11 protein-coding genes are annotated in these 13,112 nt (G+C 64.6%); 5 read left to right on the forward strand and 6 right to left on the reverse strand.

The window, feature by feature from the left end; all coding sequences use genetic code 11:
* Positions 1–102: 102 nt before the first annotated feature.
* Positions 103–789: a hydrolase gene (locus AC1Q7Q_RS25800; RefSeq protein WP_492371263.1), complete on the reverse strand. Its 687-nt coding sequence runs from the start codon at positions 787–789 to the stop codon at positions 103–105.
* Positions 790–1,294: 505 nt separating this feature from the next.
* Positions 1,295–2,332, reverse strand: coding sequence for an AraC family transcriptional regulator (locus AC1Q7Q_RS25805; protein ID WP_492371264.1), 1,038 nt, complete (start codon positions 2,330–2,332; stop codon positions 1,295–1,297).
* A gap of 153 nt (positions 2,333–2,485) precedes the next feature.
* Here AC1Q7Q_RS25805 and AC1Q7Q_RS25810 point away from each other — a divergent pair, with 153 nt between their 5' ends.
* The 5 genes from AC1Q7Q_RS25810 to AC1Q7Q_RS25830 all read left to right on the forward strand — a co-directional run bounded on the left by AC1Q7Q_RS25810 (position 2,486) and on the right by AC1Q7Q_RS25830 (position 7,919).
* Complete coding sequence (locus AC1Q7Q_RS25810) at positions 2,486–3,085, forward strand: RBBP9/YdeN family alpha/beta hydrolase (RefSeq protein WP_492371265.1); 600 nt, start codon at positions 2,486–2,488, stop codon at positions 3,083–3,085.
* Positions 3,086–3,248: 163 nt separating this feature from the next.
* Positions 3,249–4,097 carry a TauD/TfdA dioxygenase family protein gene (locus tag AC1Q7Q_RS25815; protein WP_492371266.1) on the forward strand — a complete coding sequence of 283 codons (849 nt, stop codon included), beginning with the start codon at positions 3,249–3,251 and terminating at the stop codon, positions 4,095–4,097.
* 67 nt (positions 4,098–4,164) lie between these two features.
* The gene (locus tag AC1Q7Q_RS25820; RefSeq protein ID WP_492371267.1) at positions 4,165–5,223 is read left to right on the forward strand and encodes a beta-keto acid cleavage family enzyme; all 1,059 of its coding nucleotides are present in this window, start codon (positions 4,165–4,167) and stop codon (positions 5,221–5,223) included.
* Between the two features lie 207 nt (positions 5,224–5,430).
* The gene (locus AC1Q7Q_RS25825; protein ID WP_492371268.1) at positions 5,431–6,402 is read left to right on the forward strand and encodes a quinone oxidoreductase family protein; all 972 of its coding nucleotides are present in this window, start codon (positions 5,431–5,433) and stop codon (positions 6,400–6,402) included.
* A gap of 182 nt (positions 6,403–6,584) precedes the next feature.
* On the forward strand, positions 6,585–7,919 hold the full coding sequence (locus AC1Q7Q_RS25830) for a spinster family MFS transporter (protein ID WP_492371269.1): 1,335 nt from the start codon (positions 6,585–6,587) through the stop codon (positions 7,917–7,919).
* Between the two features lie 43 nt (positions 7,920–7,962).
* On the opposite strand, the gene AC1Q7Q_RS25835 is transcribed toward AC1Q7Q_RS25830, so the two are convergent.
* Genes AC1Q7Q_RS25835 through AC1Q7Q_RS25850 form a run of 4 tightly spaced genes read right to left on the reverse strand, consistent with a single transcriptional unit; the run spans position 7,963 to position 12,796 of the window.
* Positions 7,963–9,501, reverse strand: a complete 1,539-nt coding sequence (locus AC1Q7Q_RS25835; protein ID WP_492371270.1) for a TolC family protein — start codon at positions 9,499–9,501, stop codon at positions 7,963–7,965.
* Positions 9,488–11,506 (reverse strand): FUSC family protein, encoded by a 2,019-nt coding sequence (locus AC1Q7Q_RS25840; RefSeq protein ID WP_492371271.1) that lies wholly within the window; start codon positions 11,504–11,506, stop codon positions 9,488–9,490. Before AC1Q7Q_RS25840 ends, AC1Q7Q_RS25835 begins: the two co-directional genes overlap by 14 nt.
* On the reverse strand, positions 11,487–12,536 hold the full coding sequence (mdtN, locus tag AC1Q7Q_RS25845; RefSeq protein WP_492371272.1) for a multidrug transporter subunit MdtN: 1,050 nt from the start codon (positions 12,534–12,536) through the stop codon (positions 11,487–11,489). Before mdtN ends, AC1Q7Q_RS25840 begins: the two co-directional genes overlap by 20 nt.
* Complete coding sequence (locus tag AC1Q7Q_RS25850) at positions 12,533–12,796, reverse strand: hypothetical protein (RefSeq protein WP_492371273.1); 264 nt, start codon at positions 12,794–12,796, stop codon at positions 12,533–12,535. Before AC1Q7Q_RS25850 ends, mdtN begins: the two co-directional genes overlap by 4 nt.
* Between the last annotated feature and the right edge of the window lie 316 nt (positions 12,797–13,112).

Raw genomic sequence — 13,112 nt, forward strand, 5'->3', positions numbered from 1 at the left:
ACCAGCAGCTCGCGCCGCGCTGGGTTCTGGGCCATGCCTTGCTGATTGGATTGCGCGCTCATGCTTGTCTGCCCGAGAGATAAGGGTGGTGTTGGCGGCGAATCAGCGGGCCGGTACCGGCGCGAGCGACTCGTGCGGCGTGGCGGTACGTTGCTCGGCCTTGTGCACCATGGTGTAGGCATAGTCCACGCCCATGCCGTAGGCACCCGAGTGTTCCTTGACCAGTTTCATCACGGCGTCGTAACTGTCACGGTGCGCCCAGTCGCGCTGCCATTCGAGCAGCACCTGCTGCCAGGTCACCGGTACCACGCCGGCCTGCACCATGCGCTGCATGGCGTAGTCATGCGCTTCCTTGCTGGTGCCGCCGGAGGCATCGCCAACCATGTAGATCTCGTAGTCGCCTTCGAGCATCGCGCACAGGGCGAAGGTGGTGTTGCAAACCTCGGTCCACAGGCCGGCGACGACGACCTTCTTGCGGCCGTTGGCTTTCAGCGCGTCGCGCACCTTCTGGTCGTCCCACGAGTTCATCGAGGTGCGTTCCAGCGTCTTCTGGCCGGGGAATACGTCGAGCAGTTCGGGGTAGGTGTAGCCCGAGAACGACTCGCTCTCCACCGTGGTGATGGTGGTGGGGATATTGAAGATCCTGGCCGCCTTGGCCAGCCCGACCGCATTGTTCTTCATGGCCTGGCGATCCATCGACTGCACGCCGAAAGCCATTTGCGGCTGATGGTCGATGAAGATCAGCTGGCTGTTCTGCGGGGTCAGCACTTCTAGCTTGGGATTGGTCATGGTTCTCTCCTGAAGTTGGGTTGGCAGGATCGTGCAGGCATGGCGCGGCACAGGCGACGGACGGCCGATCCTTGGTCGGATGCAGCGCGGGAGTGTGGCGGAGCTCTGCGCAAGCACCTCGAACGAAGGTTAAAGCTGCATGGTGCTCATCGCCATTGTCTCTTCGTATTAGTCAGCCGCTGTGGGGCGTTATGGGCAGGGCTGGCACGGCGGGCTGCTGCTGGTCAGGCGCGGATCAATGCGCCCGCGTGCGGGAATCCCGTGGAATTCCCGTCCCTTGACGCCGATATGGCCAAGACCCGGAAAGGAGATGGGCGCAGCGCCGGGCCAAGCGCCGTTCTGCGCTGCGTCCGGGGCCGGGAATACCTGCCGCCAGGTCAGCGCAAGGCTAGGCGCAGGGGGCCGGGGGCGTCTATTGCCCTTTGGTATGAGGCGATCATACCGGCGAGCCCGGCCAGAAACTGGCCTGCCTCGGTGCGCAGGTTACAGTGGGAGAGGGCGAAGATCAGCCGGGTTGCGGCAATGCACTTGCGACTGCCTGTGCGCTTTGCTTCCAGCTCGACACCGTCATGCCAAAGTGCTTTCTGAACCAGAATGCGAAAGCGCTGGGGCTTGAGAAGCCGAGCAGATCGGCGAGTTCGGCGAGGGAGCGATCGCTGTCGAGTATCTGGCGGGAGGCGAGTTCCGCCCGGACCGCCTGGAGCAGTGACAAAAAGCTCGTGCCTTCCGCAATGAGCCGGCGATGCAAAGTTCGGCGATCCACGCCAAGGTGCTTTGCCACCTGGTCCGACGTACACCTGCCCCCGGGCAACATGGCAATCACGACCTGCCGAACGGTGTGCGATGCACTCTCATCGGATCCAGACATGGCCTGGTCGAGAAAGCGACGGACATAGGGCGTCATACGGTAGTCATTGGCCGGCATGGGCGCGGCGAGGTCCTTTGCCGCACAGACGATGCCATTGAAACTCGCATTGAATTCAACCACTGAGCCGAACAGCGCTTTGTGACACGTAGCACCGTGCGGTTGACGATGCTCGAAACAGACGCTTCGGGGCCGCCAGGTTGGCCCCAATAGTTCCTGGATCGTGCGGTATAGCACGCCCACGGCCATTTCAATGGACTGCCGCACCGGGTACTTGCCGGTGACCAGGATCTCTTCGCGAATCAATACGGCATCGCCAAAGTCTTCGATGCTAGTCAGCAGCGCCGCATTGATCAGGCGCATATAGCGACACAGGTTGTCCAGCGCCTGCCGGGCATTCGGTGCTTCGCGCATCACAAAGCTGATCGGGCCCAGGTTGGCCAGCCGCCGGTCCATGGCCAGCCGCAAGCCGAAGTCTTCCACGCCCGCCATCGATGCGCTGTCCTCAAGCAACTGGCGTACCGCCATGGAAGTGACCGGCATGTCGGGATCGAGGAGGCTTCGAGGACTCAACCCCACTTTGCGCAGCATTGCCTCAGGGTTGAGTCCATGGTGGCGCGCCAGTTCCATGTAGCCGGTAAGACTGGCGCTTCGGATCAAGGGCGTATAGCCGGGCATGGGTGTGTCCCAATTTAGACATTGAATGTCCCAAATAATACATCGCATTTGGTCTTGCAGAGATAGTCTTGCGATGTGGATCCGATGTGGATCTGATCCCCGATAGCTGTTGACAGACCCGAGTTCCAGCACAACCTCAAATCGAAATCCATCATGACAACGTCCACTGTGCTTATCGTCCCCGGCCTGCGTGACCAGGTTGCCGACCATTGGCAGACATTACTGGCTGAGCGACTGCCTGGTGCATGCACGGTGCCGCCGATGGGACGCGAGAACCTGGACTGTTCTCGCCGTGTCGCGGCAATTGAGCGGGCGGTGGCAGACATTGGCGGCCCTGTACTGCTGGTCGCCCACAGCGGTGGCTGCATCGTGCTTGCTCACTGGGCCCTGACAACCGCACACGCAGCACGCATCAAGGGCGCATTGCTGGCATGCCCGCCTGACTTTGAACGCCCCATGCCGGAAGGCTACCCGACACTCTCCACGATCCGGTCCAGCGGCTGGCTCCCGGTACCACGCCAGCAGCTTCCGTTTCCCAGCCTGGTCGCTACCAGCCAGAACGACCCGCTGGGCGATCTGCCCAGGGTGATCGAACTCGCGCAGGCCTGGGGCAGTGACACGGTGGACCTGGGCAAGGTCGGTCATCTGAACCCGGCATCTGGCTATGGGCCCTGGCCGATGGCCTCGCAGTTGATCGAGCGGCTTGACACAGGGCGCCGCTCTAGCCGTCCCGAGCCCGCGTTGCAGCACTGACCGGGCAAGCATCAAGCATTGGCGGCAGCTCTCAACGCAAGAGCGGCCCGGCCAGCGCTACGCGCCGCATGTAGCGGGGCGTGCCCACCGCGACTTTGAGTCCCGCAAGACGACGGGCCCGTCCGTGGTGGTGATTTGAACAAAAAAACGAAGGAGACAAACCATGCATATCAAACCGCTGACGTGCGCCATCGGTGCCGAGCTTGTGAACGTGGACCTGGCAGACGCCGTGCACGACGATGGGCTGTTCGCCGAGATCAGGGCCGCGCTGCTCAAGCACAAGGTGCTGTTCCTGCGCGACCAGGACCTCACGCGCGCCGAGCATGTGGGCTTCGCGCGCCGCTTCGGCGAGCTCGAGGACCACCCCGTGGTCGGCAGCGACCCGGATCACCCGGGCCTGGTGCGCATCTACAAATCGCCGGAGGCTCCCAACGACCGTTACGAGAACGGCTGGCACTGCGACGCCACTTGGCGCGAGACGCCGCCAATGGGCTGCGTGCTGCGCTGCGTGGAATGCCCGCCGGTGGGCGGCGACACCATGTGGGCCAACATGGCGCTGGCCTACGAGAAGCTGCCCGACGAGGTCAAGCTCCAGATCGCCGGCCTGCGTGCGCGGCACAGCATCGAAGCCACGTTCGGTGCGGCCATGCCGATTGAGAAACGCCTGGCACTCAAGGCCCAGTACCCGGATGCCGAACATCCCGTGGTGCGCACCCATCCCGAGACCGGCGAGAAAGTGCTGTTCGTCAACGGCTTCGCCACCCATTTCACGAACTTCCACACGGCGGCCAACGTGCGCTACGGCCAGGACTTCACCCAAGGCGGATCGGCGCTGCTGCAGTACCTGATCGGCCAGGCCTTGATTCCCGAGTATCAGGTGCGCTGGCGCTGGAAGCCGAACAGCATCGCCATCTGGGACAACCGCTCGACGCAGCACTACGCCGTGATGGACTACCCGCCCTGCCATCGCAAGATGGAGCGCGCCGGCATCATCGGCGACAAGGTGTTCTGACCTGGTGTTCTGATCCTCACTCTCGCTAACCCTATCCCCTTTCTTCTTTCCCCCCTGGAGACACGCCATGAACTTTCTCGACGGACACCTGTTCCCCGAAAACCAGCAGCCGCTCATCATCACGGCCGCGCCCTACGCGCCGTCCTATGTCCCCTCTGACTTTCCCGAGGACATCCCGGTGACGATGGAGGCGCAGATCCAGAAGGCCGTGGATTGCTACAACGCGGGTGCCACGGTGCTGCACCTGCACGTACGCGAACTCGATGGCCGCGGCTCCAAGCGTTTGTCCAAATTCAACGAACTGGTCGCCGGCGTGCGCAAGGCCGTGCCCGAGATGATCATCCAGGTGGGTGGTTCGATCTCCTTCGCGCCAGAGACCGATGGCGCTGCCGCCAAGTGGCTCTCCGACGATACGCGCCACATGCTGGCCGATCTCGACCCCAAGCCCGACCAGGTCACCGTGACCGTGAACACCTCGCAGATGAATGTGCTGGAGCACTTCGATTACGAAGACCTGCGTGGCACGTCGATGGAAGATCCGGCCACCTTTCAGGCTTACAAGGAAATGACGGTGCCCTCGCAGCCAGGCTGGGTCGAGGAGCACATCCGCCGCCTGTCGGCTGCTGGCATCCAAAGCGCTTTCCAGTGCTACAACATCAACAGCTTCGAGTCGGTCGAGCGCCTGATGCGCAGGGGCATCTACAAAGGCCCGCTGGTCATGAACTGGGTGGCCATCAGCGGCGGCATGGACGCGCCCAACATCTACAACATGGCTAACATCGTGCGCGCCGTGCCCGATGGCGCAGTGCTGACGGTGGAAAGCTCCGTGCTCAACGTGCTGCCGATCAACATGATGGGCATCGCCATGGGCCTGCACGTGCGCTGCGGCATCGAGGACAACCTCTGGAATCAGCAGCGCTCCAGTAAGTTCAGCACGGTCCAGCAGATCGAGCAACTGGTGCGCATTTCACGTGAGTTCGGCCGCCCGATCGCCACCGCGCAGCAGGCGCGCGAGATTTCCAAGATCGGTGTGTTCTACGACACCGTGGAGGAGTCCCTGGCGGCCAATGGCTTCGCGCCCAACCGCGTCGGTCGCCAGCAGGGTCATCTGCGCAAGGTCGCCTGAGCGCTGCCACGCCCTGGCTCACAACGGCAAGGAGACCCATGATGAGGCAAGCCACCAGGTACGGCCAGCGTGCGGCGCTTCTCGGGGTCGCCTTCGCCCGGCGCGCGTCGGCGCCTCTGGCCCGTCCACGAACCCCGTCGCCGTGCTGTCAGTGACCAACTGGGCCGGCGGCGCGAAGCCCCACAGAACATACACAGGAACACAATCATGTCAAAAGCCATTCGCTTGTACGAAACCGGCGGCCCGCAAGTGCTGAAGTTCGAGGACGTCGAAGTCGGCGAGCCTGGCCCCGGCGAGGCCCGCGTGCGCCACAGCTACATCGCGCTGAATTTCATCGATATCTATTTCCGCACCGGCCGCTACCCGCTGGCGCTGCCCAACGGGCTGGGCTCCGACGCGGTCGGTGTGGTCGAGGCCGTGGGTTCCGGCGTGACGGACATCCGCGTGGGTGACCGCGTCGGCTACCTGATCGGACCGCAGGGCGCTTACTCCCAGGTGCGCGTGATGCCGGCCGCGGTGCTGATCCCGCTGCCCGATGGCATTTCCGAGCGCACCGCCGCCACGCTGATGATGAAGGGCATGACGGCGCAATACCTGTTCCGTCAGGTCTACCCGCTCCAGGGTGGCGAGACCATCCTCTACCACGCGGCTGCGGGTGGCGTGGGGCTGATCGCCTGCCAGTGGGCGCGGGCGATGGGCGTCACCATGATCGGAACCGTAAGTACCGACGAGAAGGCCGCGATCGCCAAGGCCAACGGCTGTGCGCACACCATCGTGACCTCGCGCGAGAACATCGTGCAGCGCGTCAAGGAGATCACCGACGGCAAGGGGGTTCCGGTGGTCTATGACTCGGTGGGCAAGGACACGCTGGAAGCCTCGCTGGACTGCCTGCAGCCGCGCGGTTCGCTGATCAGCAACGGCACCTCGTCGGGAGCGGTGATCGTCGACTCCCAGATGCTGGCCGTGAAGGGATCTATCTGGTTCACGCGGCCCGCCATGATGCACTATATCCAGCCGCGCGCGCACATGCTGGACATGGCCAAGGAACTGTTCGACCACGTGCTGGCCGGGCGCATCGCGAGCGAGCCCCAGCAGACCTTTGCCCTGGCCGATGCCGCCGACGCGCATCGGGCGCTCGAGTCGCGCAAGACAGTAGGCTCCACCGTCCTGGTGCCCTGACAGGGCACTGTCACATTGCAGAAGCACACGCGGCATGCATCAAGGGCGCATTGCTGGCGTGTCCGCCTGACTTTGAACGCACCATGCCGGAAGGTTGCCGGCAATGCCCGTTGCACGTAGCAGACTGTGCAAGCATCAGAGGTGGCTCTCAATGCAAGAGCCGACCCACTATGGAGACACGCATGAACCCGCACATCCCGCATTCCGGACCCGATGATCGCGACGACTATCTGGTCAGCCGGCCCCGAGCCTGGTTTGCCTTTGCCATGACCTTTGCGCTGATGCTGTTCGACTACATCGACCGGCAGGTCATTGTCTCGTTGTTTCCCCACTTGAAGGAGGCGTGGAGCTTGTCGGACAAGCAGCTTGGCGCACTGGTGTCGATCATCTCGATCGTTGTCGCACTGGGCGGCCTGCCCGTCGCTCTTCTGGCCGATCGGATGAGCCGGGTCAAGAGCGTCGCCGTGATGGCAACGGTATGGAGCGTAGCGACCATCTCATGCATGTTTACTCGCAACTACAGTCAGCTATTTGCCGCGCGCGCCATGGTCGGCGTTGGCGAAAGTGGCTATGGTTCCGTCGGTGCGGCACTGATTGCGAGCTTGTTCCCTAAGCGCATGCGCTCCATGTTGCTGGGAGCGTTCTTTGCCGCCGGCTCCATTGGCGCTGTCCTCGGCGTCATGCTGGGCGGCGTGATCGCCCAGCGCTGGGGCTGGCAGGCAGCGTTCGGCGTGGTGGGCTTCCCGGGCCTGGCAATCGCGCTGCTGTACCTGTTCGTGCCTGACTACAAGACCGTGGAACTGACATCCCGGCTGCACAAGGCGAAGGAATCACCATGGAACTTCATCAGGCACGTCGCAAGCGCGTTGTCTGACTCGCGTACGGTTTGGTGGACCTGCGTCGGCGCAGCGTTTCAGCTCATCGTGGTGTCTACCGTCTGGGCCTGGCTCCCCAGCTACTTCAACCGGTTCCACGGCGCAGCCCCGGATGTTGCCGCCAAGCAGGCGGCGTTGATCGTGTTGTGCGGCGCGCTGGGGGCCTTCGTATGGGGTCTCGTGGTGGACAGGGCGGCTGCACGCCGACCGCGCAACAAGCCTCTCGCCGTGGCGTTCCTGTGCGTGGCGACCCTGCTGGTTTTTGTTGCGGCCTTTACCGTTGCGATGCCAGCCAGCCAGCAGTTCCTGCTCATTGCGTTGGGCGGTTTCCTGATGACGTGTACGGTAGGGCCGGCGGCAGGTATTGTGCTCGACGTCGTTCACCCGGGTGTGCGTTCCACCGGCGCGGCACTACTGTCGCTCTTTCAGAATATGTTTGGCCTTGCGGTTGGGCCTTTCGTCGGGGGGGCGATTTCGGACGCCCTTGGCCTGCAGACGGCCCTTGCGGTGATGCCGGCATTCGGCTTGGTCGCCGCCGCATGTTTTCTTTTGGCGGCGCGCCAGTATGAATCGGATCTGCATCGGGCCGACATACGCCTGCAGACTTACACCGAAGTACCGCTCGCATCTGCATCCGCCTGATGGGTTTTGGAAGCAGAGGGGGACGGAGTCGGATTCGGGTGGCTCAACGCATCGAGCCGATCGCCCCGGTCGCAAGCGCCAGCGTGGCGGCGGCGGCCAGCGCGCCGCTATACGCGTCGGTCGACGCGTTCCATGCCAGCAGCAACTGGGTCTGCGCCAGGTTGGCTTCGGTTACCGATCCCACGCCCTTGCTATATGCAGCAAAGGCCGCGTTGTAGGTGACCTGGGCGGCGTCGGCCAGCGCCTTGGCCGCGTCGTACGCCGCCAGGCTCGATTCGAGCGCGCTCTGGCTGACCACCACTTGCCGTACCGATTCTTCCTTGGCGCGCGTCAGCCGGGCCGATGCGCTGTCGACGTCATTGCGCGACTGCGCGACCACCGCCGAGCGCACCCCGCCGTCGTAAATGGGCACGGTAACGCCAAGGAATACGCTAGCGCCGTAGCGATAGCCGTTGAGGTTCAGCGTCGGCGGCTGCTGGCCGATTGGCGGAATCGCCGAGATGGACGATCCACCCGACGCATATGACGTGTACGCGGACAGGAACACCTTGGGCAGGAACGCCGCCTCGGCCGCCTTGACCTTGGCCTGGCTGGCACGCTCGACCGCGTAGGCGCTCAGCACGTCGGGCCGCTGCGCGATCGCGCTTTCCACGATCTGCTCGATGGAGCCGCGCAAGGCGGGCGACAAGGGCCGCACGGGCATTTCGGCGATGCGTGGTTTGGACAACGGCGAGATACCGATGGCCGTGAGCAGGGCCAGATACGCGTCGGTCTCGGCGCCCTGTGCTTGCACCATCGCAAGGTTGGTCTGCGCACGGTTCTGGGTGGCCTGCGCCACCTCCACGACCGTGCCGATGCCGCGCTGGTAGCGGGCTTTGGCGGCCGCGAGCACGGCATCGGCGTTGGTCATGGCCTGCTGCACCGTGCCGCCGCGCGACCGGGCAGCCTGATAGCGGTAGAACGCCACGCTGACATCGTGCACGATGCGCTGGTGAACAGCCGTGAACGCAATATTGACGGCGATCGAAGTTTGCTCCGCGGCATCGACAATCCCCGCACGTTCACCGAAATCGAACAGCAGCCATTGCAGCGACAGTACCGACACCGCGCCGTGGGTGGATGTGTTGGTGCCGGCCGATCCCAGGGGCGTGCTGGTGGAAAGATGCCCGTTCTGGTAGCCGCCCATGGCCGCGGCCGAGATGTGCGGCAGGTAGCTGGCCTTGGCGATGCCTGCGGCCAGCGCCGCATTGCGTGCGTCGTTCCACGCGATGCGCGTCAGCGGGTTGGCGGACTCGGCCATGTCGATCAGTTCCGGCAGCGAGTAAGCGTGCGCCGGATCGAGCGCGGGCGGCGGTGCGATCGACGCCAGCGCTGAATTGGCGGGTAGCGTGTAGTCGGAAGGCCCTGGCGCGGGTGCGGCCCTGGCCGCGGCGCCGGGCACGATGTCTCCGGATGCCGTGGTGGCGGGCTGCCACGGCCGATCGGCTTGCACAGGCGCGAGATTCAGCGACGACGTGGCACAACCGGCCAGCGTCGCGGCAATCAGCGATAGCGGAATCACCAGCGAATCACGTTTGCGCATGGATTGGGGAAGGGTGGGCCGCCTGCGCGGCGTCGGCAACGGAGGCGGTCAGGCGTTTGTCGATGAGAGCCAGCAAGGCGTCGCGGGCTGGGCCGTCGTGACCGGCGGCGTCAGTGGCCTCAGTGGCGTGGGTGGTATCGGTGGGCTGCACTGGCTGCGGCGCCGTATCGTGCGCCCGCAGCGTGCGAAGCCGCTGCACGAGGTCAGGGTCGCCCGGGAACCGCTCGGCGAACAGGAACGCCGGACCGGCAATCGCGTCGAGCGAGCGCAGGCGCCGCTGGCGGTCTTCGACCCACTCGGGTGCCGGGCCCACGGGCGCAGGCTCGTAGTGCGCGAGGATCAGGTCCTGCGCAATATCGCCCTGCAAGGCCAGCGCGGCCGTGGCATGCCCGCGCCGGTCGTCGGGCCGCCTGGCATGCGCCAGTTGCTGCCATTGCTCGACCAGCCGGCCCAGCGCCGCTTCGATGCGCGCGGCAATGCTGACCGGCCAGATGCGCGTGAAGACCAGGTAGACCATCAGGTTGCCAAGCATGATGCCGATGACCCGGTCACGCGCGATGGTCAGGTCAAAGCCTGGGCCTGCGCCCTGGATGACACACAGGTAGAACGCGAACGCGATCTGGAAGCCAGCGTAGGCGATGCGCGCAGAGCCTTGCGCAACCCAGGCCGATATCCACGAGCCCGCGAAGACGAGCAACATGAGTGCGCCCACCGACGACAGCGAAGGCACGACATAGACGAGGGCGGCCGTGCCGATGACCGCGCCGGCCAGGCAGCCGGCCAGCCGCAGCGCGAGCTTCTCCACGGTCTCCGCGGCGGTCCCGAGCGACACGAGATAACACGTGATGAAGCAGGTATGAATGCCTGGCCAGTTGAGCTGCTGATAGAGCAGGTAGCAGAACATGGCCGCTCCGGTGGTCTTGAGCGCGTAGTGGATGTGGTCGCGATTGCTAAAGGCATCTGCGTCGAGGAAGCCGCCACGGCGGGTTGCGGGCGTCGGGGCTGTCGCTGTGTCCGTCGCCGTGTCCGCTTCAGGGGGCTCGGCAAAGCCGTTGATGGCCGAGTGCAGTTCCCTGGCAACCGCCGCCTGCGCCGGCGCAAGCTGGCTGGAGTCCGGTGGGCTCAGCCCGATCTCCACGGGATAGCCGCCCGCATCGAGCATGCGCGCCATCGCGTCAAGCGTGTCGGCGATCGGATCGGCAACCGGGGCGGGCAGGGGTGCGCCCGGCTGCCGGCAGGCGACATCGACCGCCAGCAGGATCGCCATGGTTGACGCCGCGGCATGACGTAGCGCGGCTACGTCGCTGGCCTTGGCCGAGCCTTCGATCCTTGCCAGCTTCAGCCAGCCCGCCACCGGCTGAACGCCGGCGTGCAAGGCTGCGTGCAGCGCGGCGCCGTCCGGTGGCGGATCGCGCAGGCAGGCCGCCGCCACGCGCAGGCAATGGGCCAGCCGGTCGCAGGCCAGCCGGCGCGGCGCCGCCCCCAGCACCAGGTTGACCACCACGTTCACGCCGATCGGAATTGCCACCATCAGCCAGGCATAGAGCAGGGCGCGCGTGGCGATCTCGCCGCCGGGCACCAGGCCGAGTTCGTCGAGCCCGAACCCGATGATCATGGCGATGATGGCGCCCACCGGGCGCAGCTTGCTGGCTGAGGTCAGGAAGAGCAGGGCGGCCGACAGCACGGCCATGCACACCACCCGGCGCAGTGGGTCATCGACGCTGAAATCGGCCAGCAGCATCACAAGTCCGATGATGATGCTGACCAGCACCAGCGCCGCCACGCTCATCACGATGCTGGTGGTGCGATCCGCCCGGTTGATGAAAAAGACGATATAGGCGGAGATGGCCGCCTCCGGCGTGCCATAGATGCTGGTGACGAGCACCGTCAACGTGCAAGCCACGGCAATGCGCGTGGTGGCCGATGCGCGGCCAGGAAACGGTGCCAGCAGGGCGCCGAGATCGGCCAGCCCGAGACGCAACTTGTCAGCGGCAGGCTGCGCCATGCCGGATCTCGACGGTTGCACTCGCGCCCACCCGGGCCAGCGTTTCCGGCGGTTCTTCGAGCTTGATCCGCACCGGGAATCGTTTGGCAACATGCACCCAGTTCACCGACGGCTGGACATAGGGCAGGGAACGCGGCAGGTTCAGGCGCTCGGTATCGGCGATGCCAATGCCAATGCCCTCGACCTTGCCGCGCATGGCATGGCTGCGGTCGATCATCGAATAGACCGTGGCGCAATCGCCCAGCCGGATATCGGCCAGCTGGGTTTCACGGAAATTGGCGACGGCGAACCATTCGCCGGTATGCACTAGCAGGAAGAGGGACTGATTGGGAATCACCACTTCGCCGGACAACACGGCCAAGCCACTCACGCGGCCGTCATGCGGGGCGCGAACCACGGTGTCGTCCAGTGCCCGCTGGGCGATGGCCAGAGCCGCCTCGCGCGCTCGCACGGTCGCCGTGGCGTCGTCTTCCGTGCCCACCGCCTTTGCCGTCGCGGCACGCTGCACATTGGCCTGTTTCAGCGATACCGCCGCGTCGCGCTGCGCCACCTCGGCCTGGTCGAGCTGCTGCTTCGGCACGTAGCCATCCGCGGCCAACGGGCGCAGACGCTCCACGGTGCGCGCGGTCAGCGCGTAGTTCTGCTCGGTACGCGCGGTCTGCTCCGAGGCAATCGCCGCGTTGGCGTGTTCGGTGGCAATCGTGCGTCTGCGCGTGCCCAGCGCAGCCTGCGCCAGTTCCAGATCGGCAGTCGCCTGGGCCACGGCTAGCCGGTATGGCACAGGATCGATCTCGAACAGCACGTCGCCCTTGGCCACGTGCTGGTTCTCGCTGACGAGGATCCTCGCGATCCTCCCGCCCACGGGCGAGGCCACATGCACCATGTCGGCATCGAGCCCGGCATCGTCGGAAGACGGAAACCGCACGGTGCGATGCCAAGCATAGATGGAGAGCAGGATGGCCAGAACAACGATCGCCAGGGTGATCAAGTTCCCGCGCAGCGGGCTTTTGCGGACGCCGGCCATTTTCATAGGATGTGTCCCGTAGCCGATAGCCAGACGATTTCAGCGACCATCAGGCCGATTGCCGTGTTCACCAGCAGCGGGAAGCCGACGACATCCGCCCAGCCGGCCAGGATAAACAGCCGCCAGGAAATGACGGCGCCCACGATGCCGATCAGGGCGCTCAAGAGCCAAAGCGGAAAATAGGCGCCAAACAGGCTGAAGGACGGAGCGCCGGCGCAACCATAGAGCGAAGCGGCCAACGCGACAAGCACAAGCGAGCGTGCCATGGGATCTGGGGCGGGAATGGTTCACGCAATATAGCAGCGAGTATTCGCGATTGTCCAAGGGACAAGGAAAACTTGGCGTTGGAGCTTGAACACAATCCCTCTTGGTCAACTCCGGGCTGACGATGCACTGCGCTGTTGGGGCCAAGGATGGGGGGGATGGATGCTCAGCCAGTCAGCGTCTCAGGCGTGGATTTAGAATTTCTATGATTTAACATAACAATGATTATCGGTGAGTTTGCTGTCAGGGCTAAATAGTAATGTCGTACTTGAGCCAAATAGAAATGTCGTACCCATGAGCTAACGCGAGCATGCTGGC

Source organism: Cupriavidus sp. GW823-FHT07A04 (genome assembly GCF_058794615.1).

Coding starts and splice junctions, on each gene's coding strand:
- AC1Q7Q_RS25810 (WP_492371265.1), top strand. CDS start 2,486: ATGACAACGTCCACTGTGCTTATCGTCCCCGGCCTGCGTGACCAGGTT.
- AC1Q7Q_RS25830 (WP_492371269.1), top strand. CDS start 6,585: ATGAACCCGCACATCCCGCATTCCGGACCCGATGATCGCGACGACTAT.
- AC1Q7Q_RS25815 (WP_492371266.1), top strand. CDS start 3,249: ATGCATATCAAACCGCTGACGTGCGCCATCGGTGCCGAGCTTGTGAAC.
- AC1Q7Q_RS25835 (WP_492371270.1), bottom strand. CDS start 9,501: ATGCGCAAACGTGATTCGCTGGTGATTCCGCTATCGCTGATTGCCGCG.
- AC1Q7Q_RS25805 (WP_492371264.1), bottom strand. CDS start 2,332: ATGCCCGGCTATACGCCCTTGATCCGAAGCGCCAGTCTTACCGGCTAC.
- AC1Q7Q_RS25850 (WP_492371273.1), bottom strand. CDS start 12,796: ATGGCACGCTCGCTTGTGCTTGTCGCGTTGGCCGCTTCGCTCTATGGT.
- AC1Q7Q_RS25825 (WP_492371268.1), top strand. CDS start 5,431: ATGTCAAAAGCCATTCGCTTGTACGAAACCGGCGGCCCGCAAGTGCTG.
- AC1Q7Q_RS25820 (WP_492371267.1), top strand. CDS start 4,165: ATGAACTTTCTCGACGGACACCTGTTCCCCGAAAACCAGCAGCCGCTC.
- mdtN (WP_492371272.1), bottom strand. CDS start 12,536: ATGAAAATGGCCGGCGTCCGCAAAAGCCCGCTGCGCGGGAACTTGATC.
- AC1Q7Q_RS25840 (WP_492371271.1), bottom strand. CDS start 11,506: ATGGCGCAGCCTGCCGCTGACAAGTTGCGTCTCGGGCTGGCCGATCTC.
- AC1Q7Q_RS25800 (WP_492371263.1), bottom strand. CDS start 789: ATGACCAATCCCAAGCTAGAAGTGCTGACCCCGCAGAACAGCCAGCTG.